The organism is Butyricimonas sp. Marseille-P3923 (assembly GCF_900184685.1).
Taxonomy (GTDB): Bacteria; Bacteroidota; Bacteroidia; order Bacteroidales; family Marinifilaceae; genus Butyricimonas; species Butyricimonas muris.
Window position 1 is genome coordinate 889010 of the sequence record NZ_FXXL01000007.1, and the last position, 24065, is coordinate 913074.

At 39.7% G+C, this 24065-nt stretch carries 20 protein-coding genes; 11 read left to right on the plus strand and 9 right to left on the minus strand.

What is annotated here, in order from left to right; genetic code table 11:
- Nucleotides 1-50: 50 nt before the first annotated feature.
- Together CS948_RS15345 and CS948_RS15350 are read left to right on the plus strand one after the other, a co-directional pair.
- The gene (locus CS948_RS15345; protein ID WP_099292566.1) at nucleotides 51-1424 is read left to right on the plus strand and encodes an ATP-binding protein; all 1374 of its coding nucleotides are present in this window, start codon (nucleotides 51-53) and stop codon (nucleotides 1422-1424) included.
- Between the two features lie 21 nt (nucleotides 1425-1445).
- Nucleotides 1446-2042, plus strand: coding sequence for a hypothetical protein (locus tag CS948_RS15350; RefSeq protein ID WP_099292567.1), 597 nt, complete (start codon nucleotides 1446-1448; stop codon nucleotides 2040-2042).
- 246 nt (nucleotides 2043-2288) lie between these two features.
- On the opposite strand, the gene CS948_RS15355 is transcribed toward CS948_RS15350, so the two are convergent.
- On the minus strand, nucleotides 2289-4064 hold the full coding sequence (locus CS948_RS15355) for an SIR2 family protein (RefSeq protein ID WP_255302032.1): 1776 nt from the start codon (nucleotides 4062-4064) through the stop codon (nucleotides 2289-2291).
- Nucleotides 4065-4241: 177 nt separating this feature from the next.
- Between CS948_RS15355 and CS948_RS15360 the strand changes: the two genes are divergently transcribed.
- The 9 genes from CS948_RS15360 to CS948_RS15400 all read left to right on the plus strand — a co-directional run bounded on the left by CS948_RS15360 (nucleotide 4242) and on the right by CS948_RS15400 (nucleotide 16669).
- Entirely contained in the window at nucleotides 4242-4493 is a 252-nt protein-coding gene (locus tag CS948_RS15360) for a helix-turn-helix transcriptional regulator (protein WP_099292568.1), read from the plus strand.
- Nucleotides 4494-4506: 13 nt separating this feature from the next.
- On the plus strand, nucleotides 4507-5580 hold the full coding sequence (locus CS948_RS15365) for a YafY family protein (protein ID WP_099292569.1): 1074 nt from the start codon (nucleotides 4507-4509) through the stop codon (nucleotides 5578-5580).
- Nucleotides 5581-5609: 29 nt separating this feature from the next.
- Nucleotides 5610-7382, plus strand: coding sequence for a class I SAM-dependent DNA methyltransferase (locus CS948_RS15370; RefSeq protein WP_099294573.1), 1773 nt, complete (start codon nucleotides 5610-5612; stop codon nucleotides 7380-7382).
- A 2-nt stretch (nucleotides 7383-7384) separates the two neighbouring features.
- Nucleotides 7385-8695 (plus strand): restriction endonuclease subunit S, encoded by a 1311-nt coding sequence (locus CS948_RS15375; protein ID WP_099292570.1) that lies wholly within the window; start codon nucleotides 7385-7387, stop codon nucleotides 8693-8695.
- A 3-nt stretch (nucleotides 8696-8698) separates the two neighbouring features.
- Entirely contained in the window at nucleotides 8699-9739 is a 1041-nt protein-coding gene (locus CS948_RS15380; RefSeq protein ID WP_099292571.1) for a Fic family protein, read from the plus strand.
- A 7-nt stretch (nucleotides 9740-9746) separates the two neighbouring features.
- Nucleotides 9747-13523 (plus strand): type I restriction endonuclease subunit R, encoded by a 3777-nt coding sequence (locus tag CS948_RS15385; protein ID WP_099292572.1) that lies wholly within the window; start codon nucleotides 9747-9749, stop codon nucleotides 13521-13523.
- 99 nt (nucleotides 13524-13622) lie between these two features.
- Nucleotides 13623-14660 (plus strand): hypothetical protein, encoded by a 1038-nt coding sequence (locus CS948_RS15390; protein ID WP_218014305.1) that lies wholly within the window; start codon nucleotides 13623-13625, stop codon nucleotides 14658-14660.
- Nucleotides 14661-15629, plus strand: coding sequence for an STING domain-containing protein (locus CS948_RS15395; RefSeq protein WP_099292573.1), 969 nt, complete (start codon nucleotides 14661-14663; stop codon nucleotides 15627-15629).
- A gap of 17 nt (nucleotides 15630-15646) precedes the next feature.
- Nucleotides 15647-16669: a virulence RhuM family protein gene (locus tag CS948_RS15400; protein ID WP_099292574.1), complete on the plus strand. Its 1023-nt coding sequence runs from the start codon at nucleotides 15647-15649 to the stop codon at nucleotides 16667-16669.
- A gap of 71 nt (nucleotides 16670-16740) precedes the next feature.
- Here CS948_RS15400 and CS948_RS15405 read toward each other — a convergent pair whose 3' ends face one another.
- The 8 genes from CS948_RS15405 to CS948_RS15440 all read right to left on the minus strand — a co-directional run bounded on the left by CS948_RS15405 (nucleotide 16741) and on the right by CS948_RS15440 (nucleotide 23810).
- The gene (locus CS948_RS15405; protein WP_255302033.1) at nucleotides 16741-17280 is read right to left on the minus strand and encodes a hypothetical protein; all 540 of its coding nucleotides are present in this window, start codon (nucleotides 17278-17280) and stop codon (nucleotides 16741-16743) included.
- A 4-nt stretch (nucleotides 17281-17284) separates the two neighbouring features.
- Nucleotides 17285-18496: a relaxase gene (locus CS948_RS15410; RefSeq protein WP_099292575.1), complete on the minus strand. Its 1212-nt coding sequence runs from the start codon at nucleotides 18494-18496 to the stop codon at nucleotides 17285-17287.
- Complete coding sequence (locus CS948_RS15415; protein WP_099292576.1) at nucleotides 18493-18912, minus strand: metalloproteinase; 420 nt, start codon at nucleotides 18910-18912, stop codon at nucleotides 18493-18495. The genes CS948_RS15410 and CS948_RS15415 overlap by 4 nt, the downstream gene beginning before the upstream one ends.
- A 301-nt stretch (nucleotides 18913-19213) precedes the next feature.
- The gene (locus CS948_RS15420; RefSeq protein ID WP_099292577.1) at nucleotides 19214-20284 is read right to left on the minus strand and encodes an AAA family ATPase; all 1071 of its coding nucleotides are present in this window, start codon (nucleotides 20282-20284) and stop codon (nucleotides 19214-19216) included.
- A 2-nt stretch (nucleotides 20285-20286) separates the two neighbouring features.
- The gene (locus tag CS948_RS15425) at nucleotides 20287-20661 is read right to left on the minus strand and encodes a helix-turn-helix domain-containing protein (RefSeq protein WP_099292578.1); all 375 of its coding nucleotides are present in this window, start codon (nucleotides 20659-20661) and stop codon (nucleotides 20287-20289) included.
- A 123-nt stretch (nucleotides 20662-20784) separates the two neighbouring features.
- Nucleotides 20785-21534: a hypothetical protein gene (locus CS948_RS15430; protein ID WP_099292579.1), complete on the minus strand. Its 750-nt coding sequence runs from the start codon at nucleotides 21532-21534 to the stop codon at nucleotides 20785-20787.
- A gap of 167 nt (nucleotides 21535-21701) precedes the next feature.
- Nucleotides 21702-22817 carry a site-specific integrase gene (locus CS948_RS15435; RefSeq protein ID WP_099292580.1) on the minus strand — a complete coding sequence of 372 codons (1116 nt, stop codon included), beginning with the start codon at nucleotides 22815-22817 and terminating at the stop codon, nucleotides 21702-21704.
- 114 nt (nucleotides 22818-22931) lie between these two features.
- A complete protein-coding gene (locus tag CS948_RS15440) occupies nucleotides 22932-23810 on the minus strand; it encodes a helix-turn-helix domain-containing protein (protein ID WP_099292581.1) in 879 nt (292 codons plus the stop codon).
- Nucleotides 23811-24065 lie beyond the last annotated feature (255 nt).

Here is a 24065-nt window from a genome sequence, read left to right on the forward strand (position 1 = left end):
GTGTTATGTTTCAAAAACATTATGTTTGCATCACATAATAAATAAGACATATGAAATTCGTTGATAGAATAGATGAAGCAGCACGTTTGAAGGACGCTCTTGCAAGAGAGAAGTCCTCGTTAGTCGTGATGTACGGTCGCAGACGGTTAGGTAAGTCAACGCTTATCAAAAGGGTGTTGTCGGACACGGATGTTTATTTCCTTGCCGATCGTTCTGAAGACCAACACCAGAGGATATTGCTTGCAAAAGTGATTGCACAAGTGTTTCCGGATTTCGACAAATTGACATATCCAGATTGGGAATCTATATTTCGTGCGGTCAATTATCGGACAAACAAACGTTTTACTCTATGTTTGGATGAATTTCCGTATCTTGTAGAGCAATCACCAGAGCTGCCGTCTGTATTGCAGAAACTTGTTGATGAAAAGCAGTTGAAGTATAACCTGGTGCTTTGCGGTTCATCACAAAATATGATGTATGGGTTGTTCCTTGATTCTACTGCACCTCTATATGGGCGTGCTGATGAAATAATGAGGCTTGCACCGATACGTTTACCGTATATTCAAGAGGCTTTGCATCTTAATGCGATGAATGCCATTGAAGAGTATGCCGTATGGGGCGGTGCACCGCGTTATTGGGAATTGAGGGAAAACAGAAGTTCGCTTGATGATGCCCTGTGGCGCAATATCCTTTCTGTAAATGGAACTCTTTATGAGGAGCCTATAAAACTATTTCAGGATGATGTCAAGGATATTGTCAAGACTTCAACGATCATGTCTTATATCGGGACTGGTGCAAACCGGCTTTCTGAGATTGCAGCACGATGCAATGAGCCGGCAACCAATCTCTCGCGTCCGTTGAAGAAACTTATCGATCTCGGATTCTTGGAAAAAGATGTTCCGTTCGGTATTGATGAAAAGAATGCGAAAAAGAGCCTCTACAAGATAGCCGATCCATTTATGGCATTCTACTATCAGTTTGTTGTTCCTAACCGTTCGTTCATTGAACTTGGTCGTCGCTTACCCATAGAACAGGCTTTGACTGCCCATTTCTCTGAGTATGTGAGTATGCAGTGGGAAAAAGTGTGTCGGGATGCCGTTACAGGAAATCTTGTCAAGGGTGTAGTTTATGGCAAAGCAAAACGGTGGTGGGGTTCTGTTCTCAATGAGGATAAGAAGCCAGAACAGGTCGAATTCGATATTGTGGCCGAATCGCTTGACAAAAAGTATCTGCTGGTTGGTGAATGCAAGTGGACAACCCAAGAGAACGGCAAACAACTGACAGCTGAACTTCTCCGCAAAGCCAATTTGTTACCATTTGCCAAAAATTACACGATTATTCCGGTCCTATTTCTGAAAAACGTCCCGAAAGATGATGTCGGGAATGCGATGTTACCGGAAAATATCGTTGAGTTGATGAAATAGAATTGATTAAATTATATAACTATGAGTGGTGGATATTTTAATCGGCATATGATTGCCTTCGGAGAGATAGCTAATTCTATTGAGCGTGATATTGCAAGAGCTTTACGACCTAAGCCTGAGAAAATTTGTGAAGATTATTGGACTATTTACGAGAAGGATAGCCTTAGCTCATACCATAGCTATAAGGACTACATGAGTTTTGCCAGTTATGAAGATGCGGAATCTTTTCTTTTGTTAGATAAAACTATAGTCAAGGCAGAACAAAAATATGCTGACCGACGATTCTTTGATGATGGGGTAATTTTCCAATCGAAAAAGCGAAATATGCCCGACACTCCTGACTGTGAACAAATTCCAGTATTATACTCAATTCACCATTGTTATTATGACCGCTATCCCGATGAAGCGGATGTGTTGGAACTGTCCGATGAGATAATAAATGTTATGAAGGAGGCTTATCGGCAAATTCGTATAGCAGAAATATATGCAACTCGTGTAGATTGGATGATGAGTGGAGATGATAGCGAAGAGAGCTTCCGTGAACGAATTAAAGAAGATTTGGCGGAGCTTGAAAGGGAATATGCGTCAAAAGACTGGACTTTTCTATATGATGAATAAAAGTAACAATCTGTCATAAAATAAAGAAGAAGATGTGTTTTTGCATATCATATGATAGATTGAGTATGATAAAGAAAGCTACCATATCAACCAGTTGGTTGATATGGTAGAATGGTTAACCGTTTCGTTTTGGTGAATTTAGGATGTATAGATTAATTCAGACAGTGAACTATCCGAAAATTTGGGATGGTTCAATCAGAATCTTTGGAATAATCTGACCATTGCGGTAATTATCTATGCACTATATTAATATCTCCGATGCTTTGAATAAAAATCAATCGCTTGTTCATTAATCGCTTTGTAATTTTCATAGCGACCGCCAAACATTCCCTGCTTTATAGGAGGCCATTCATTTTTGAGTGAATCAGCACTTTTCCAAAATATAGTATATGGTTCTTTCCCCATGCCTCTCAATTCATATTCTTTTTCACTTCGCACAAACTGTCCTAATGGGACATCGAACTCTCTAAGAATAGAACATTTGTTGTAGCCGTATATTAAAGATTTCATACGTTCCCAGATATAAAAGGTGTTTTCATACTCCGAATTGACAACAAAAAAATCCTCAAATAAAGGACGCAATTCATTGAGTAAAAAGAGACTGATAGGATAATAATAACGTTGTCCTATTAATTCATTCCATGTTTCATAATTCCAATGAGTGCTACCCAACAAGGTTAACAATGGCTCTCTATATGAAACTGTCATAAAATTAGGAGCTGGGACGGATAGTTTCAAAATACTATCAAGTTCTCTGAATTTACTGTATTTAATACAGGCAATACCGATGGCATTTAATAATAGCATTGGAGCTATTGAGTGTATATACTGAGTCCCTTCTATGAAGCTTTCGCCGTTTTTGAAAGGCTTGATACACAATTTTACCAATAATTCACCAAAAGGCTTAATGTGATACCATTTACCCCACCTGATTGCCAAAATTGCGATTTCTATCAAAGGAGTAATTGCGTTTTTGTGATGTTCCAAATAATTTGAGAAAGATTCCTGTGTTAGGGCAAAGTTGTATTGAGCATGGGCATTTATCATGTCATAGGCGTTATTGCCTAATCGTTCCACTAAATCCATATACTCAATATCGTACTGACTTAATGATAGATATTTTTTGCATTTTGCAATCATTATGTCATGTCCCATATTCTTACTGATATGGTTCTCATTTAAAGCAGAAATTTGCTCCAATAATTCTGAAAATAGTTCATCAGCGCCATTTATAGGTAATAGTTCACCGTGTCTTAGTCGTGTTAATTCCTGCAATACTTCTTTGGCTGAACCAACAGTTGCGAAAAACGAATTATATCTTGGTGTTATTACTTCAGATATAATTTTAATAAGTCCTTTATCCCATTCTCCGGACCATCCGCAAGTTATAAGTCCATAATCTTCAAAAATTCGTTCAAGGTATCGTCTCATTATTGGAGGATAATCATCCAATTCCTCTGTCGTGTTCCTAAATTGGCAATCAATATAATCACCATTGATTTTAATAATTGTCGGAATTTGACAATGAGTAAGTGGTGTAGCTTGTAATATGGCGGCTTCATGAGAAACCACTTGAGGTGTTATTCCTTCTGCTTCAAATGCCTGTTCTAGCAATCTGTCAAAATTAGTCGTCAAAATAACGCGGATATAACCGGCTTTTGCCAATTTGGCAATTGCTTTATGGGCTTTTGTTGGTTGTTTCCAGCCCAATTCTTTTTCTTCTTCAGTGGGCTCAAAAAACTGTTTCATTAACTGCACTCGTTCAGTGGGGGTTTTTACCAACTCTTCCAACAGGAATGAATACGAGGTTTCTTTCTCATATCTATCTTTAAACCATCGGTGCGGATTATCCTTTATAATATCTTTTTTTGAAGCTGCTAGCTGTTCTATTAAAGCTGTTTCAACTTCCCATCCTGTTGGTATATGTGCAGAGCGTGATATTCCTGAACCAAGCAAAAGAGCATAAGCACCTTTGTTGGAATACATGGAAAAGGCTAATGTTGTCAGTTTTTCTATTGCCATAATTTTCTTGAATAAATGATATACGCAAAGTTAGACAATTTTATCGAGTTTGAGTGAATGATGGTTATAAATATTGATGTAATTCGCAATTTCAATGGAAAATTATATAATTTGAATGATGCTTGAATGAAATAAATTCATTACTTTTGCATGGTAAGGTAAATAATAGAATCCAAAATGGAAGCAACGAAGGATATAAATCGAATCAAAGTTGTTCTTGTTGAAAAGAAGCGGACCAATAAATGGCTGGCAGAACAATTAGGGAAAGACCCGGCAACGGTTTCCAAATGGTGCACAAACACTTCACAACCGGGATTGGAAACATTGTTGCAGATTGCTAATGTCCTTGATGTAGATGTGAAAGATTTGCTGCATTCTACAAAGGAAGATACTATGTATTTTAAAGTTCCGACAAATTTTACTATATAACAGATTCAGTACTATGCCTAAGAATAAAAATGCGGAATATAGGTTTATGGTTTTAGACCGATGCTTTAGCGATTATCACCATAAATATAATATTGAAGACTTGCTGGAAAAAGTCAACGATAAACTTTATGATGCTAATGGTTGTAAGTCCATGATTTTGGAACGTCAGCTGCGTGGTGATTTTAGTGCTATTCGCAAAATGCTTCCAGATGGAGTTTACCTTGATGCTATTCCGTATGATGGTAAGAAATGCTACTATCGTTATTCAGAACCAGATTTTTCTATTTACAAAAATGAACTTTCTGTTTCAGAGGTACAGAATCTTCGCTCTACCATAGAAATGTTAGGAAAATACAGGGGTTTGCCTTCAAACGGATGGCTGGAAGAAGTCATCTCTAATCTTGAAATCAGATTTGGTGTCAAAAACAACGCTGAAAATCTTGTTTCATTTGGACAAAATGAACAATTAAAAGGATTAGAATATCTTTCTGACATTATTGATGCTACAATCAACCACCAACCGTTGGAAATTGAATATATATCTGTCAATGGAAACTATCATCAGCACACATTGCATCCCTATTTCGTAAAGCAGTACAATGGTAGATGGTATCTGTTTGGTTTAGATGAAAAGGAAGAACGAATTAAAAATCTAGCTTTCGACAGAATCAAAAGTCTTGCATTAAGTACGTATATATTTCGTAAAAATGAAATTGTTGATTTCAATTCCTATTTTGATAATGTGGTTGGGGTCACAGTGCCATATGATGCAAAATTAGAAGAATTTCAATTAAAATTCTCTCCGCATCGTTTTAAATATGTAACCTCCAAGCCGATTCATAAATCGCAAAAAACGGTAAGCGAAAAAGACTGTGTCATTTCTCTTACCCTATATCACACTTTGGAATTAGAACAGCAGATTTTTTCATTCGGACCAGATGTTGAAGTCCTATCTCCAGCCTGGTTTAGGGATGAATTTGGCAAAAAAATCTATGATTGTATGAAAAAATATTCATCTATGCAGAATCACTGCACAGATAAAGGCGAACTTGGTAGCCGTAATCAAGCAATAGACGTTAAACTTTAATTTAGCTAGACATAATGCAGTGCGTTAATATGAACAATAATATACAGCAACAAACAACGATTAATATTCAAGAGAAAGCAAACCTTATCTGGGCTATAGCAGATAAGTTAGTAGGTGTTTATAAGCCTCACGAGTACGGTAATGTCATTCTTCCAATGTGCGTTATCAAACGCTTTGAAGACACTCTTGCTCCTACCAAGCAGGCTGTCCTTGATACAAATGCCAAGCTTGACAAAGATGGTATTGTGGTGAAAAAGGGTTTTTTGGAGACAACTGCCGGCCAGCAATTCTATAACCTTTCTCCGTTCACATTTCAAAGCCTGCTGAACGATCCTGAGAATATCAAAGAGAACTTTGAATCATATCTCAATCATTTCTCTGAAAATGTAATTGACATCATACATCGTATGGACTTCGACCGTGAACTCCAAAAGATGGCTGATAACAATGTGCTGTACCTTGTCATTAAAGAGTTCTGTACCGCCAAAGCCTATCTTGGAGCCGATGTGGTGACCAGTGTGGATATGGGTTACATCTTCGAAGAGCTTGTGCGCAAATTCTCTGAAAGCTATGACGAACAGGCAGGAGCACACTTTACCGCCCGCGACATTATCTACCTCATGGCAGAACTGCTTGTCGGCAACGATGAACAGAAGTTGGAGCGTGAAGGTATTACTGCCTCTATCTATGATATGGCGATGGGTACAAGCCAGATGCTGGGTTGCCTTACCGAACGTTTTCTGAAGATTGACCCGGAAGCGGAGATTACAAGCTACGGGCAGGAGTTGAACAACCAAACCTTTGCCATTGCCAAAGCCGATACGCTTATCAAGGGTGGCAATGCCGACAATATGCGTCAGGGAGATACCCTTGGGGACGACAAGTTCTCCGGTTATAAGTTTGACTATATCATTTCAAATCCACCTTTTGGTATAGAATGGAAAACCTCGAAGAAGGCTGTAGAGGATGAATATACATTGGGTGAAGCAGGTAGATTTGCACCCGGACTTCCTGCCATTGGCGATGGCCAGATGCTGTTCTTGCTAAATGGCATAGCCAAACTGAAAGAAGATGAGGGTAGAATGGCAATCATTCAGAACGGCAGCAGTCTTTTCAAAGGGGATGCTGGTAGCGGCGAGAGTGAGATCCGGGGCTATCTCTTGGAAAACGACTGGCTGGAGGCCATTGTACAGTTGCCTAATGACCTCTTTTACAATACAGGTATTGCTACATATATTTGGCTTATCACCAAGAACAAAAGTGAAGAACGTCAAGGTAAAGTCCAGCTTATAGATGCAAGCCAATGTTATGACAAACGCCGGAAGAGTCTGGGAAATAAGCGTGTGGAGATAAGTGACAGCTGCCGAGAACTTATCATGGAGGCATACAAGGACTTTACAGATTGGGAATACATAAGTGAAGATGGAACTTTGAAGGTTGAGAGCAAGATCTTGGACAACGGGTATTTTAAATACTCCAAATTGACCGTTGAACGTCCTTTGCTTGACGAAGAGACAGGAGAACCCATCTTGAAGAAAGGCAAACCGCAGCCGGATTCCAAGAAACGTGATACGGAGATTGTCCCTTGGACCGAGGATATTGAGGAATACATGCAGAAGAATGTTCTTCCCTATGCCCCGGATGCCTGGATTGACGCAAAGAAGACCAAGATTGGTTATGAGATTCCCTTCACACGTGAGTTTTACAAATATGTAGCTCCACGCAAGAGCGAAGAGATTTTTGCACATCTGAAGGAGTTGGAACAAAAGGAAGCTGAATTGATGGCTAAAATTTTGGGATAGCTATGGCAAAGACTTACGATACATACAAAGATAGTGGAGTCGCTTGGATTGGAGAGATACCGGAGGGGTGGGGAATATTCATGCTCTCGACATATTTCTTTGAACATAAGAATAAAAATGCAGGCAATAAGGAAAATAACCTTTTGTCATTAAGTTATGGTGCAATAATAGATAAGGATATCAATACCAAAGAAGGACTTCTGCCCGAATCTTTTGAAGGATATAATATAATTCAAAAAGATGATATAGTATTTCGTTTGACTGACTTACAGAATGATAAAAGAAGCCTTAGAACTGCTATATGTAAACAGAGAGGAATAATAACTTCTGCATACACTACGATAAGAAGTAGAGGAAAAGTTTTTTCTGTGTTTTATAATTATTTCTTTCGAGCCTGTGATGAGTGCAAAGTTTTATACGGAATTGGTTCAGGTGTTAGGCAAAGTATGAATTTTGGTGATTTGGCAAAGCTGCAAGTTTGTGTTCCTCCTCTTCCTGAGCAAAAATCTATCGCCTCTTTTCTCGACAAAAAATGTGAGGAGATTGACTTTTTGATTGCTTTGCAGGAAGAAATGATTGGGGAATTGCAGGCTTACAAACAGTCTGTAATTACTGAGGCTGTCACCAAAGGACTTGACCCTAATGCAAAGATGAAAGACAGTGGTGTGGAATGGATTGGGGCAGTGCCGGAGGGGTGGAAGATAAAACCACTAAAATCGCTTTACTATACGGAAAAGGGATTGAATATCACAAAAGAAAACTTAGTGGAGAGTGGAATTCCTGTGCTAAGTTATGGGCAAATACATAGTAAAGAAAACCTAGGAACTCAAATCAATGATGTCCTTTTAAAATATGTTCCAGACACATATCTTAATTCAGACCCAAAATGTTTGGTACAGAAAGGTTGTTTCCTCTTTGCAGACACTTCTGAAGATTATGAAGGATGTGGCAATGCTATATATGTTGATAGAGATATAACATTGTTTGCTGGTTATCATACAATTATTGCTCGTCCGATTATTGCTGGCGATTATAAATATCTCGCTTACCAGTTTTTAACTGATATATGGAGACAACAGATTCGTTCACATGTCTCCGGAATTAAAGTATTTAGCGTTAATCAAAAACTTATAAAATCCACATCAGTTATACTACCAACAAGAGACGAGCAAACTGCCATTGTCACATACCTCGACACCAAGACCGCCCAAATAGACTCCTTGATTGCCATTAAGCGGGAGAAGATACAGGAGTTGAAGGACTACAAAAAGAGTATCATCTACGAGTATGTAACCGGCAAGAAAAAAGTTTAAGTAATGAATGCAGACAATAAAACCATCTTGCTGCAACTACTCAAGCAGCACAAAGAACTGGGAATATCAAATCAGATAGATTACGAAAAATTCTATCTCTACTCCATTATTACCCATTCTACAGCTATTGAAGGCAGTACGGTGACAGAAGTGGAAGCCCAGCTCCTATTTGACGAGGGCATTACCGCAAAAGGTAAACCCATGGTTGAGCAGTTGATGAACCTTGACCTGAAAAATGCATACGAATATGGTCGGGAATGGATAAAGCGTCACGAAAACATCACGGTGGATTCTCTAATCACGCTTGCCTCTAAAGTTATGGCAAGAACAGGGGCTGAATATAATTCTTTGGGCGGTAATTTTGACGCTTCAAAAGGAGAATTGCGCAAACTGAATGTTACTGCCGGAGCAGGTGGACGCTCTTATATGAACTGGATGAAAGTGCCTCAGAAACTGAAAGCATTTTGCAATGAACTTAATGCCCGCCGTAAAGCACTTGATACTGGTGATATTGCTGCTATATACGAACTGAGTTTTTGGGCACATTATGAACTTGTCACCATTCATCCATGGGCAGATGGCAACGGCAGAACCAGCCGCCTGCTGATGAACCTTTTACAAATGGAATATGACGTGCTGCCCACAAAGGTACTCAAAGAAGATAAGGGGGAATATATACAAGTCCTGATCGATACAAGAGAAAATGAGGATATAGAAATATTCCTTAATTGCATGACCGAGTTGCATTGCACTCATTTGAAGCATGACATCGAACAGTATGTTAAGTCGGTAGAGGTGGTCGATAAAACAGACTTGACTAAGAAAATGGTTGATAAATGGTCGATAAAGCTATCCATTGCTGAGAAATTGGTCGATATTTTATTATTTATGGTCGATAAAGACGAAATAAAGACCGAAACTATTGTCAGTGTTTTCGGCTTCACCGAAACAACAGCCAAACGTTATCTGCGTCAATTGACTGAATTCGGATATTTGGAAGCCCACGGAGGCAATAAAAACAGAACTTACTCTAAAAAAGATTAATTGTATTATGGCACATACAGGTTTATACGAGAAGAACTTTGAAGCGGATATTGAACAATACCTGCTCACGGAAGGTGGATATATCAAAGGAAATCAAGCCACATATGACAAGGAAAAAGCCATTGACCTTGATACCTTGATTCGCTTTATCAAAGATTCCCAGCCGAAAGTTTGGGAAAAGTTTGAACGTAAATATGGTAATGGTGCAAAGGCACAATTGTATAAAACTATACAAGGTGACATCCTGAAGTATGGGTTGATACATACGTTGCGCAATGGAGTGAACGACTTCGGCATTCCATTGAAACTCTGCTTCTTCGCTCCCACATCAACGCTTAATCCCGAACTGATCGAGAAGTACAATAAAAACATATTGGAGTGTACCCGCCAATTCGTGTACAGTAAGGATGTGAAGAACTCCATCGACATGGTGCTCTCTCTCAATGGTATTCCTATTGTGGCCATAGAATTGAAAAACCAGTTTACCAATCAAGACTTAAGTGACTCCATCGAGCAATGGAAGACAAATAGAAATCCGAAAGAACTGTTGTTCCACTTTGACAATCGTATTCTGGCTTATTTCGGCTGCGACCTGTATGAGGCTGCAATGGCAACCGAGTTGAAGGGTGAAAAAACATTCTTCATGCCTTTCAACCAAGGCAGCAATGGTGCCGGTAACGTGGGGGGTGCGGGCAATCCACAACATGATGATGACGAATATGTGACATCCTATCTATGGAAAGATGTATTGCGCCGCGATGTATTGTTGGCAATCCTCCAACGTTACATCATGCGTCAGGAAGAGGAAAAGATTGCCATTATCAAAGACAAGCACGGCAAGGAAAAAGAGGTGACAGACAAAAGCGTAAAGATTATTTTCCCTCGTTATCACCAACTGGATGTAGTGGAAAAACTTATTGCGGATACTGAGCATGAGGGGGCTGGCTGCAATTACTTGATTCAGCACTCAGCCGGATCAGGCAAATCAAATTCCATTGCTTGGTTGACCTACCGGCTTTCTTCTCTGCACGACAAAGACAACAATCACATTTTTAAAGGTGTGTTTGTAGTAACAGACCGACGAGTGTTGAACAAACAACTTCAAGACACGATTCTCGGTTTTGAACATGTCGAGGGTACAGTAACAACTATCACGGAAAAAGATGCAAATGCTAGTGAAAAGTTGCGTGATGCCATCAATTCAGAGAAAACAGGTATTGTCATTACTACGTTGCAACGCTTCCCTCAAATCTATGAGCAAATTACCTCGCATAGCGGTAATCGCTATGCCGTTGTGGTGGATGAAGCTCATTCAAGTCAAAGCGGTAAGAGTGCGGAAAAGCTGAAAGCAGCCTTGGCAGATACAGACGAGGCTCTGAGGGAACTTGCTGAATGGGAAGACAAGAGCGTAGAAGAATTGGAGAAAGAACAAGACAGACTGATGCTCGATCTGCTAAGTCAAGGCCATCATAATAACCTTTCTTTTTATGCTTTTACCGCCACTCCAAAACCCAAAACGCTTCAGACCTTCGGCATATTAGTGGAGAAAGGCGAAACCCCTGATAAGGATAAATATAAGGCATATCACAACTACTCCATGTTACAGGCTATTGAAGAAGGGTTTATCAAGGATGTGCTGAAAAACTATACTACGTATCAAATTTCATACGAGATAGCACGCCAATCAGAGGACAACCCCGATTATGAAGAGACGCCTGCAACGATAGCATTGAAAGCGTTTCATGATAATCATAAGGATACTATCAATAAGAAAACTGCTATTATTGTTGAGAAGTTCCGTGAAGTAACACTTCAAAACATGGCAGGAAGAGCCAAGGCGATGGTCGTTACATCCAGCCGTGCCCACGCAGTCCGATACTTCTTTGCTGTTAAGGAGTATTGCAAGCAACATAAAATTACCGACATAACCCCGATGGTGGCTTTTTCTGGCAAGGTGGAATATAACGGTGTGGAATACACTGAGCCAAAACTCAATATAAGGGGCGATAATAAGAGTATCTCTGAAGATAAACTTCCGCTTTACTTTGCCAGTGACTTCTACAACATGCTGATTGTTGCGGATAAATATCAAACCGGATTTGACGAGCCGATGCTTCACACCATGTTCGTTGACAAGAAACTGAAAAATGTAAAAGCGGTGCAGACATTATCTCGTCTGAACCGCGCCAATCCATTGAAAGAAGATACATACGTGTTTGACTTCGTAAATAGCTCCGAAGAGATCAAAACTGCATTTGAGCCATTCTTTAAAGGTACAGAGTTAATCAACCCTGTCAATGTGAACTATGTATATCAATTCCACAAGGACATTGAGCTATACCATCTTTGGACTACTGAAAACGAAGAAAAATTCTATGACCTGTTTGTTGCCACACAGGACAAGAAGAACAAGTCAAAACTGGGTGCATTATCCAATGAGCTAAAGCCAATTGTAGATAGATTCGAGGAACTAGATGAAGACACGCGTTTCACCGTACGGGGCAAGATTAAAAATTTCATTCGTTTCTACGCTTATATGGCGCAGATAGCCCGCACCTTTGATCGTTCGTTGATGAAGTCCTACATATTTGCCGATTACCTCTATCGTGTATTACCCAGAAATCCACGCGAAAGAGTTGATTTGGACAAGAAAGTACGTCTTGTCAACAATACTATCAAGGCAAAAGAAATGACACATATAACCCTTGATGGTGACAAGCCGGAGATAAAGGGAGAGAATCCTGGAGCATCTCATAAACCGGAAGATACTCGTGATTTGCTGGATAACATTATTGCCAAGGTGAATATTATGTTCCGTGGTGAATTCTCAGAAGCAGACCAGGTAATGGTGGAAGGTATCTTTGACCTGATACAGAAATCTGCAACGAAAAAAATGCAGAAACAAGCTATAGGTAACGATGAGAATCAATTTGTAGAGAGCATCTTCCCGGATATTTTCAGTAAAGCAGCTCAGCAGTGCTATACGACACAGACCGATGCTTACCGTAAATTGTTTGAAAATCAGGAGTTCTATCAGACTCTGATGCAGCAGATGGGACATGCCATATATGAACGTTATCGCGAACAAGAGGAAAAAGCCTATACCATAGCGAATCTGCAAAGTAAAATGATTCCTTTAATCCGGGAGGAATTTGTTGGAATGGCAGGAACCAGCAGAACAGTTGAAGAGGCATTCATTTGGATGATAAAGGTGATTAAAGTATTCAGCATTAGCAAATATAATGGTTTGGCTGATACAATACTCAATGCTATGTTCAAACTTTATTGTAGTCCGAATACCCTTACTTTGGCAGAGAAACGCATTTATCTTAAGACCCTTGTAACAGGGTATGAATCATACTTAAAAAAGCTTCATTTCCTTATCAAAGACAAAGAGGTTACTGATAAAAATGGTGAAGTTGAATATGCGGCTCTGAGTAATGCTTTGTATTGTATGCAATTAAACAAACTGCAATATAGTGACAAACCTATTGACCAGAAGTTTGCACAGTATATTGATATTCTTGTAAACTTACGAAACGAAGAAAACCACCAAGCTAAGAGTCTTGAAGCAAAAGAGGTTCAATTAGGGATTCACGTTGTGACCACTATGTTTATGTATGTGACATTTAAAAACATAACAGAGCTCGAAATGGTAGAAGATAAGTTTAATATCAAACATATTGATAAGCAGCCTAAAACATATACCATAATGGAAGAAGAGGCTGATAGTCGTATGGTAGCAGAGAGGGCTTCTGAGTATTCTTCAAAAGGAAGCAATTAGATGCGATTTTTCAACTTTAAATTTGTTATGCAAAAAGGCTACATAGATGCGTATTAATTTTGTGGCTATAAATCAAGTTTAACCATTAAAAGTGTAATTATGGCTGATTATACAAGTCTTATTAATCGTATCGAAAGTAGATACAATCCGGATTCTCTTAGAGAAGTCCGACTGAATTCCATTTCTTCCCTTTCTGGCATAGACAAGGATATTGCAAAATATGTAAAGCTTGCCATGAATGAAGTTGACCCTATATATACGAACAAGACTTTAGAAGCAGGTGAAAATGCAAAATCGCATTTGCAAAGAGAACTACAGCAAAGTGTTGATTTTCGCTACCAGGGTTCTGTAATGACTAGAACTCATATTCGTGGTGTTAGTGATATTGACTTGCTTACAATTACCTGTAAATTTCAAGATACAGATTACAGCAAAGCTAAAGCATTTGTTGAAAATCATCCCTACTCGTATGATGCTGAAACGATGCGAATAAAAAATTGGGTCAACAGTTTTAATCGATATACTGGAGATGCAAATTATGATTTAAGACAACTTCGTTTGGAAGACGAAAGAATTTTGCAATCTCATTATGTAATATGCGATATTACGAAACCAAAATCCATACGTATAACGAACCAAAACCTACATCGTGATGTTGACGTTGTTGTTGCTTCATGGCATGATTCTTTTGGATACATTAGTGGAAATGGCGATGTATATAGAGGCATTTATATTTACGATAAACAAAAGAATGATCGTCTTGGACCAGACTATCCCTTCCTCAGTATAGATAGAATCAACACGAGAAGTTCATACACCGAAGGACGACTCAAAAAGATGATTCGATTCCTTAAAAATGTAAAAGCGGATGCATCAGTAAATATAGACCTAACCAGTTTTGATATAAATGCAATCTGCTATGATATTAATATTGAAGAATATCGCAATTCTTACTACCTAGACTTGGTCCGGGTTTTATGGCTCAAGCTTTACCACTTATGTCAAAACGAGTCGGAAGCAAATGGATTAAAATCTGTAGACGGAACCGAATATATATTTAGAAATAATCCATCTAAGCTTGAAAACTTGAAACGATTGCATAACGAAGTGTGGAACATATATAAAGAAATACAATAAATGAAACCAAGGATATTTATAGGATCATCTACTGAAGGATTAGCTGTTGTTCAAAGAATTAAAACATTCTTTGAGCCAGACTATGATTGTTATATTTGGAATGACGGCATATTTCAATTTAATGAAAGCTTTTTGGAAACCTTACTTAAGTCTGCAAGTTTGTTTGATTTTGGTTTTATGGTATTTGCCGCTGACGATATTAGTAGAATCCGAAATCAAGAATATAATACAGCAAGAGATAATGTGCTTTTTGAATACGGACTCTTTTTGGGAAGAGTTGGAGTTGACAGAGCCTATATCATTAAAGAAGATGCGGTTAAAATACCATCTGATATATTAGGCGTTACATTATTATCTTACGCGACAACTTATAACCAAGATGGGATCAAAATACCTAATCAGGACTTTGAAATGCAACTGTCAAATCTTAAAAAGAAAATTGATGAAAAAGTTGCTTTAGGACATCTAGGGCTTTTGCCTTCTACTGTTATCGCAATTTCTTATTTTGAAAATTTTATCAAATTATTGGCAGATGAGATAATTAGGCAAGGTGATAAAATTCAAATTGGGGATAAAATATACAAATCTGCGAAGATTAGAATTGTTATCCCAAGGACTCTTGATGCTGATATGAAAAGGCAAGCAACAATATATTTCCGCAAAATACATTTTGAATCTTGTCCAATCACAACTGTTCACCGTAGTTATCCGATTTATGTCGAATCTACCTCTGAAGGTAATGTTAAGGACGAAGCAATTATTGCAGACATGCCAACTATCCTGAGTGGTATTGACAAGGCAATTGACATGTATTTCAGAGTAGGCCACATTGGTAAAACACAAGAACAACAACTCACAGAAGAAAGAGAACTGAATAACTTCACACGTGTTTTGAGTCTGCTAATTTCACAAGAAGCTTTTTGCAGAGAAATTGTTGAAATTGTAGATGATGATAACCAACCGATATAGTCATCGTAACATTTTTTATGGCAAAGAATATAGAGATACGGAATAGTACAGCAGAATTTCTTATCTTCATGCTTGAAGGCAAGGGGGATGGGATTCAAGTGATGTATAAGAATGAAACCATTTGGGCAACCCAAAAGGCGATGGCACAGCTTTTTGATGTAGGAGTAGCTGCAATCAGCAAGCATCTTAAAAATATTTTTGAGAGTGGTGAGTTGGACGAACATTCAGTTATTTCCAAAATGGAAACAACTGCTTCAGATGGCAAAAATTATAACACAACCTTCTATAATCTCGATGCCATTATCAGTGTCGGATATAGAGTCAATTCTGTTCGTGCCACTCAGTTCCGGCAGTGGTGTACATTTGTACTCCGGCAGTTTGCCATCCGTGGATATGTGCTTGATCGGAAGCGAATGGAGAACGGCTCTTTCATCGGTGAGGACTACTTTGAACATTTGCTTGCCGAAATAAGGGAGATAAGGCTGAGTGAGCGTCGTTTTTATCAGAAACTGACCGATATTTATGCTACGGCAATAGACTACAACAAGGATGCTCCGATAACTCGTCTGTTTTTCAAGAAAGTACAGAACAAAATGCATTATGCTATACACGGACATACTGCTGCGGAGCTGATTGTAGAACGAGCCAATGCAGATAAAGAGCACATGGGATTGACAACTTGGGAAAAGGCTCCGAATGGGAAAATTGTCAAAACAGATGTGTCTGTTGCAAAAAACTATTTACGAGAAAACGAATTGGAAGAAATGGGCAGAATAGTCAATGCGTCCCTTGATATGGCAGAAAATATGGCTAAACGTCACATTCCAATGACAATGGAGGATTGGGCAAAGCGTATTGACAAATTCATTGATGTGGCAGAACTTCCGATATTACAGGATAACGGAAATGTGTCTGCCGAATTTGCCAAAGAGTTTGCGGAAACAGAGTTTGAAAAGTATAGGATTATTCAAGACAGACTGTTCCAATCCGATTTTGACCGATTCGGTGATGGCAATCTACTCCCTTTGGATATAGAATGATATGGAGGTGAAAAGCGACGAGTTTCAATCCTGATTTTCAGGTTTAAGGCTCGTTGCTTTGTAGTTATCTGCTATTGGGACTTGTTCAATACTTTCAAAAGAAGTATCATTGTGGTAATTCCGCCTGCGGCAAGCAGAATAGTCCATAAAACAGCCTTCCAAATCAATGCCGAGTGCAAAATCTCCACATTGGCTATTATGATACTGGAGAAAAAAGAAAACAGTACGACCAGTATGATAATCAAGATGTAAAATGTCATATGTGGTATGAAAATATGGTTGTCAATCTTGCGGATTTTTCGCTCGGTTTCATCCCATTTGTCTTGAATTTGGCAAAGGGACTTATCAAGTACAGATTGCCCGAATTTTTCGGCTTGCTCCTGCGTATCTTGGGCGATAGCCAATTTATATTCCCTAAGAAATTCAAGTAAATTTTCCAGATTTATACTCATCTTATGCACATTGTCATTCAGGTTGGCAAGTTCTTTGGCGTTCACGTCAAGTAGCCGTTTCACTTCCTCCAGATATTCATTCTTTGGAGTGGCTTTTATGGATTCCGCTTCATCCATTTCTGCGGAAAAATCGAATTTCTTTTTCATGCTTGACTTCATAGGCTTATCGTTTCAATCCTGTTTTCGGCTTCTTTCCTAACGAACGACTGGCAATCCGGGCGCATCTGCGCGCCCATTGCAAATTGTTTTCGTCCTTGTCTCTCCACGGAAGGTCACTTTGCGAACCTCCGCCACCGCCTCCTGTTGCAACGTTGGGCGTTTCGAACAGTCCGACAAAAATAGCCACAGCCATATCGGTAAGCTCCTGACAGTTGGAAACGAACCTGTAATCAAACTCGTCATTGAAGCAGCCGAACACTTTTTCCGGAATATATAATCGGTGTTCCTTACCTTCATGGTTAAGAGTATATGGAACTGTATCAGAACGATAAGTATTATATCTGGTGGCATTGGATGCCGATGGCTTTTCAATATGTTTCGGCTGTATATCTTCAGGTTTACTGTTCAATGTGGTAACACCTGACTTATAATGCAACTTATTCCATGTCGTAGGAAGTTTCGAAATCATCAGATTCCTGCCGACTCCCAATTCGGAAGCCTTGTATTTGGTGTTCCCATGCACGAGTGCATAACCACGGAGAATACCTTGCTTGTCTTCTCGTTCATGTATGGCATAGCCTTTCCGTATAAGAGCATTTTTGTATGCTTCCCATGACCATGATTGCATTGATTTCAGAGTATCCATGCAGTCACGATTCACTTGGTGAATATTGGAATTTCTGATTTGTGCCGCAGTCGTCCAGCCTCGTTTCTTTGCCACCCGTTCGGCGGCACGTTGCGCACGAAGATGAATGTTATGGTCGTTGTTGATATTGCCATCTTCATCCAAACGACAGACCGCAGCATGTAGGTGGGGAACTTCGCCTTTGGATTCCGTATGAAGCCAAACCGAGTATTTGCTGTTAGTCAAATTGGTCGGACAGGAACGGACTTTTCCGTCCTTGCCGGTAATCACTTGTTTGTCGAATTCCTCAGCGAAATCCTGCCAGAGTTTTTGCCAGTCCTCTATGTCAAAGAATTGGGTATGTTCAGGCGAAGGACTCAGCTCGATTCTGATTACGGAATTCTTTATCGGTCGATGTTGGGATAAGGTCAACTGCATGGAGTTCCATATTCCCATTGCGTCCGGTTCAGAGTGCAACAGATTATCCAATACCCGATAGATTTTCTCCGGATGTTTCTTGTTCTGTGATTCGCCGGTAATGTAACGGATGGCGTTTATGCCGTGCGATATGGCTTTCGCTTTTGCAATCATTCTTCTTCATGTTTAGCGTTAGACGGAATTTTGTTATGCTCTTTTACCGCATTCAGGAACTGGCAGACGCTTTCGGCTACATTGCCAAGTTCCTTGAGCCAACCGACCATGAACGGAATCTGATTGAACATTGCCACGCGCTGCTTTGTGGACATTCCATGCAGTGCGGAGGTGTATTTAACAAGGTCTGACCGACAATCGTCCAAATTTTGCAACAGTGCCGCTTCTTCTTTTGTAAGCCTTGCTTTGGGCTTGAAGTTATACGCACACGATAATATATAATCGCTTACGGTCATACCGCATTGTGCTGCCAGTGATTTTATATGCTCTTTCTGACGGGGAGTGACTTTCGCACCGATGAAGACGCATCTTGTTTCGTTAGAGGAACCAAATGAATTTTCAGTATTTTCTTTCATATTAATTGTTCTATAATGGTAAATAGGTGCGAGCTTGCGAGTACCGCACCGGCGAAGGAACTGAGCAGGCAAGAGCGCCAATGTACAACCGGAACGCAGTGAGGTTATACCTTGGCATATCTTGCAACAGTTACCTGTTGATACTTCCTGGCAAGCCATATCGGATGTGGATATGGAATCGGCATTCGGATAGTAAGATATATCTCTAAAAGAGGGGGAGTATGACTATCTCACATTATGTTATCTTGCCTACTTTGCTTTATTCCTATATATACGCCCCGACAATAAAGTAAAGTTGAACTCAGTAATGGCATTCGGGATTGATTTTATATTCTTTCCCCTCTTTTATCACCATCCGCTTGTTATTGAGAAAGGTGGCTACCTTGACCGCCTTGTTGTGACCGAGTTTTACACCTTGCAATCCGTACTTCTCTTTCAACCGTTCCAAATAATCACCATAATTACCGATAGTGCCATTCGCAAAAGTGGCATCCAATGCTGCGCGATGTACATTCTCCGGAATTTCTTTGTACGGATCAAACGGTTCTTTGGTCGGGCGTCCGATTTTCTTTTCTCTGGGCAGGTAAGGTTCTACCAGTTCGGGTAGCCCCTCTTCGTTTATGTGGAAAGCGAACGGTTCAAACTCACGGTCGCGGATATGCATGGCTTCGACTACGCTTATGGTCTTATCCTCTTTATCCACTTCGACTTGCATGATGGTTTCCGCCTTATTATTGAGTTCAGTGCCGATGTGACCACGGGCATGTTCATCATTCTTGTTCTGATGCAGGACAGTATGGATGTGTATCTGCTTGTCATCCGTCCACTGCATGAATTTAGATATAATGTCAGTGGATTCACTGGGTGAGTTGATATCATACAGGAAATCACGGATGCCATCTATAACCACCAATCCTAAATTGGGAATTGTGCCGATAGCTTGTTCAACTATAGCTAATCGCATATCGGGAGAATATTTGCGCAAAGCCAGCATAACCAGATTGTCTGGCTCTTTGTTTTCCGGTAAATCCGCCAAACGTAAAATGCGTTTTAATACGTTCTGACAATGATACCGTCCTTGTTCCGTGTCAACGTATAACACCTTCCGTTTATCTTTTGGGAATGTAGACCGATAATGAAGAACAGTGTCATTACTCAATGCCGATGCGACAATGGCTGAGACATTGAACGTTTTCTTGCTTTTAGCCTTACCTATGGAAGCACTGAAATTGCCTAATGTGCCTATAACTGCATCGTCCACCATCAACACCACAGGCGACTGTTCGTATGCACTTGTCACGTTCACTATTGACTCCTCTATGTAAACTGCCAACTCCTCACGTGAAAGAGTCGTATTATCCGCCTTCTCCATCGTTACCAGTTTTTAAGGTTCGGCTTACGGCGATGGGAAGCTAACATAGACTCATTCTCTTCCTCGAAATTTTGCGGAGCCGGATTCTTTCGGGAGGATTCCAGCCATTTATCTAATTCGTCCCGATAGATGTAGAGATGCTTCCCTTGTTTGATAACTGGAATATCATCCTTTTTTACCTTATAATAGAAGGTCGATAACGGCATTTTGAGATAGGCGCAAGCCTCTTGCACTGTCATGGGCACGTGCGTGTTCTCTTTGACTTCGTGTTGCTTGGAAAGTTTTTCCGTCAGCATATTTTCCATGCTTGCAATCCGGTTGCACAGTTCGCCTACCACTGCCGGCAGGTCATTGAATGTCAGTTCTTCTTGTTTCATATTAAAAGTGTTTTAATCGTTTAACATGCTGCGAACCAACTCAATGAAACCTTGCAGAACAATACAGACCGGATTAATTATTTCATCTGCATACGTTTTTTATTTTGAGTTACTATTATCTGTTTATAAATGGAAGCGATAATCGCCTTTATCGGGTACGTCAATTGGAATCTGACTTGAAACATTATCGCGCAAATTAAGTTTTAGATATTCAATGGTTGCATTTGTGAGTTCATGAGGGAATGAAGCTTTTATAAAAGTTGCTCTTTGAAGTAGGGATATCCCCAAACGTTCACCGATGTTCCATGCCAAATGGCGTAGTCCTGGAGATTTCAACGGATTATCTATATTGGAGCGAATAGGTTTGTATAAGTCATATCTACCACAAGCCATATATTTTATATTGGAAATGAGGGTTGCAATAGCTTCTTTAGACAGATAGGGAGCGGTTTTAATAGTTACATATTCACGAATAGCACTCATGACTTCTACTTGTCTTTCTGCTTCTTTCTTTTTGATGTTCTCCAGCAGTGTATCATAACTATCTATAACTGATTTATTGGACTGTTCAATGGTTTGAGTTTCATTTGCACAACCGTCTTTTATCTCGAAATCAGAGTCAAAAACAAGCGGAGATTGCCAACCAAAAGAAAAATCGATTGGATTCTTCGTCAGCCATCTATGGAAAAATCGTTGCAGCAGACCGCATGTTGGAACTGTTACCCCTATTCCAAGTATTATGGGTATCATTACTTTCATTGTGTTGATCTCGTGATAAATATAAAGATAAGTACTTATTGTTGCGTAGGTGATTACCGACAGCGCAAGAACAAAACTTATCCTTTGAGTACGAATTTGAGTCCTATTTGTCATATACTGTAAATGTTTGGAATGATTATGCCACAAAGTTATGTACCGTATTCCAGATACTTATAATTGGTGATGACAAATCGCCCAATATTGGTAAAAAATAACGGGTATAGTATGATTTCGGGCTAAAAATCATACTATACCCGTACAAATGGAGGCTAAAATCGTTATCAATCTTTCCTTGTCAGGGTGATTTTCTTGCTGGCTTCCCGTTTGTTGGCATCCACCACCTTGATATACCTTTGCGTGGTCGTAATACTCTTGTGAGCCATAATGCTTTGTATGGTGCGGATGTCCGTTCCTGCCGCAGCTTGCAGTGTGGCGAATGTTCTCCGATACGAGTGGAAAGTTATGTTTTTAGTAATTCCGGCAGAGCGAATCCATTCTTTCATGGGTGCTTGTGTCCAACTGCGCATAAGCCCCTTGAATACCAAACCTTTCTTCTCGGAACTGTAACCAATCAATCCCAATGCTTCTTCACTGATGGGAATGATGTCTTCCGCTTTGTTCTTTTGCGTAATTATATGTACGCATTTTCCTCCGGCTGAGTAGTCTACAATATCTTCCCAACATAAGGCAAGAATATCACTGATACGTAAACTGGTCATGCACGAAAACAGCGATGCTATTTTCAAGATAGGTTTCTTGCACGGTGTTTCAGCCAGTTTATACAGTTCTTCTACAGACAGATACTCTTTAACCACATCTTCCGTTTCAATCTTATCCAAAAAATCATTGACATTGGTCTTTATCATTCCATTACGGTAGAGAATTTTCAGGAATCCCCTGAAAGTAGACCAATATCCTGATGCGGAGTTCCGTGTGATGGGTCCATTGCGTCTCAGCTTCTTGGCACTCAGCAAGTATTCACGAAACTTGTTGCATAGGTCGATGTCAATTTCCTCAAAGGTACATTTGCCATGTACGAAGTTTCTGAAATGGAGATAGACGAACTCCCATTTCTGGTCATGCTTACGGAGTTGTTTGCGATAATACTCCAAGAAATCGGCTTTGAGTTTGTACCTGTCGAAGAAATCATACCGTTCATTCACCACAGATTCAAACCTGCGGCAACGGATGGCTTCGGCTTTCTCGGTCATTACCTCGTTGAAGTTCTGTTCACGCTTGTTTCTCGGATTGGCATAGACGTAAATACCAAGCGACTCATGGCGGATAACTTTCATTGTCTCTTTGTCTCGATAACCCGGATAATAATCCAAGTAGAAAGACAGCATCCTGTTCTTTAAAGGACGTGTCCTTAACGTTACGGTTTTACACTCATGCATAATACATATTTTTATGGTTGTTATTAACTTGTCGGCAAATCTCTGTAATGTAACCATGCAGAAATCCTTCATCAGGGATTAATTTTGGAATAATTTACGGAAGTCTATGATTGGTTACTTACGCACACCCATTACCTTGTCAAACTCCACTTTCAGGAACCTGACGAATCGTCCGTTCTTCTCACGATTAATCTGATGGAATTGCAGAATACCGTAAACCGAATCACGGGATAGATTGAATTTCTCCATTGCCTCCTTGACGGTGTAGTATTCGGCCTTACTCTCCTGTTCGGAATTCTTCGAGAGGTCGAAGTGGAGCTTGGAGTAGAATATCTGCCCATGCTCTTTCTTGGATGGGATGTTGTTTCGATACACTTGCGAACGGATGGCGACACGTGTCATTCCGTACTTCTCCTGAATCTCTTCGGGCGTGTACCATTCGGTCAGGTCGGAATCTACCTCGTATTTGGCAAAGGCTGCATCAATATGTTTCTTGCTATAATAGTTGAACTGGCGGATGCGGATTTTGGGGATATTGTTCTCTCTTGTATATGCCCAAATCCATTTTTGCGATACTTTGTACTTTTCGGAAATTTGCTCGGCAGTATAGTACTCAGTTATATCAAGATCGTCTTTTACTCTTCTTCGTTCATAGGGGCGCGTTTTGAGCATCAGTTCAATATCGGCTCTGCGAATGATTGACATCCTTGCACTGATTCTTGAAGCTCTTAACTTATCTTCTTTGACGAGTTTATAAATGTATTGGCGAGAAACGCCCATCAACTGTGCGGCTTGTGCAAAAGTAAAGTAGTCTTGATGGTCAAGTTTACTTTTGACTTCTATCAAATCCTGTAACTCACGAAGTTCGAGTCTTCGTTCTCTCATACGATGTTTATAGCCTTGACTGGCACATTGGTGGCTACAATAATTAGTGGTAGTTTTCTTCGCAATGAATGGCTTACCACACCATTGGCAAATTCTTTTTACTTCCATGTTGTTTTCTCCATATTTTTAGTGAAACCATATAGTTTTAATTTCGCTTTTTGTCTACCTATGTAAACCATTGTCAACACATGTTGTCGACTACCTCAGTGTGACATCTGGGACAAACCCCAATTTGTTTCGCGGTAGAAATATGTAGGAAAAATATGGATAAAAACCGTTACTTCCAAATACGGATTGGAAAGTGTTAAAATAGAAAAGTCGCTGATATAAAGCGACTTTATTCTAAATGGTTATAGTTGGTTA

What these genes read in the sequence shown, in the direction of transcription:
- CS948_RS15345 (WP_099292566.1), top strand. Translation starts at nt 51, where the DNA reads ATGAAATTCGTTGATAGAATAGATGAAGCAGCACGTTTGAAGGACGCT.
- CS948_RS15350 (WP_099292567.1), top strand. Translation starts at nt 1,446, where the DNA reads ATGAGTGGTGGATATTTTAATCGGCATATGATTGCCTTCGGAGAGATA.
- CS948_RS15355 (WP_255302032.1), bottom strand. Translation starts at nt 4,064, where the DNA reads ATGGCAATAGAAAAACTGACAACATTAGCCTTTTCCATGTATTCCAAC.
- CS948_RS15360 (WP_099292568.1), top strand. Translation starts at nt 4,242, where the DNA reads ATGGAAGCAACGAAGGATATAAATCGAATCAAAGTTGTTCTTGTTGAA.
- CS948_RS15365 (WP_099292569.1), top strand. Translation starts at nt 4,507, where the DNA reads ATGCCTAAGAATAAAAATGCGGAATATAGGTTTATGGTTTTAGACCGA.
- CS948_RS15370 (WP_099294573.1), top strand. Translation starts at nt 5,610, where the DNA reads ATGAACAATAATATACAGCAACAAACAACGATTAATATTCAAGAGAAA.
- CS948_RS15375 (WP_099292570.1), top strand. Translation starts at nt 7,385, where the DNA reads ATGGCAAAGACTTACGATACATACAAAGATAGTGGAGTCGCTTGGATT.
- CS948_RS15380 (WP_099292571.1), top strand. Translation starts at nt 8,699, where the DNA reads ATGAATGCAGACAATAAAACCATCTTGCTGCAACTACTCAAGCAGCAC.
- CS948_RS15385 (WP_099292572.1), top strand. Translation starts at nt 9,747, where the DNA reads ATGGCACATACAGGTTTATACGAGAAGAACTTTGAAGCGGATATTGAA.
- CS948_RS15390 (WP_218014305.1), top strand. Translation starts at nt 13,623, where the DNA reads ATGGCTGATTATACAAGTCTTATTAATCGTATCGAAAGTAGATACAAT.
- CS948_RS15395 (WP_099292573.1), top strand. Translation starts at nt 14,661, where the DNA reads ATGAAACCAAGGATATTTATAGGATCATCTACTGAAGGATTAGCTGTT.
- CS948_RS15400 (WP_099292574.1), top strand. Translation starts at nt 15,647, where the DNA reads ATGGCAAAGAATATAGAGATACGGAATAGTACAGCAGAATTTCTTATC.
- CS948_RS15405 (WP_255302033.1), bottom strand. Translation starts at nt 17,280, where the DNA reads ATGAAGTCAAGCATGAAAAAGAAATTCGATTTTTCCGCAGAAATGGAT.
- CS948_RS15410 (WP_099292575.1), bottom strand. Translation starts at nt 18,496, where the DNA reads ATGATTGCAAAAGCGAAAGCCATATCGCACGGCATAAACGCCATCCGT.
- CS948_RS15415 (WP_099292576.1), bottom strand. Translation starts at nt 18,912, where the DNA reads ATGAAAGAAAATACTGAAAATTCATTTGGTTCCTCTAACGAAACAAGA.
- CS948_RS15420 (WP_099292577.1), bottom strand. Translation starts at nt 20,284, where the DNA reads ATGGAGAAGGCGGATAATACGACTCTTTCACGTGAGGAGTTGGCAGTT.
- CS948_RS15425 (WP_099292578.1), bottom strand. Translation starts at nt 20,661, where the DNA reads ATGAAACAAGAAGAACTGACATTCAATGACCTGCCGGCAGTGGTAGGC.
- CS948_RS15430 (WP_099292579.1), bottom strand. Translation starts at nt 21,534, where the DNA reads ATGACAAATAGGACTCAAATTCGTACTCAAAGGATAAGTTTTGTTCTT.
- CS948_RS15435 (WP_099292580.1), bottom strand. Translation starts at nt 22,817, where the DNA reads ATGCATGAGTGTAAAACCGTAACGTTAAGGACACGTCCTTTAAAGAAC.
- CS948_RS15440 (WP_099292581.1), bottom strand. Translation starts at nt 23,810, where the DNA reads ATGGAAGTAAAAAGAATTTGCCAATGGTGTGGTAAGCCATTCATTGCG.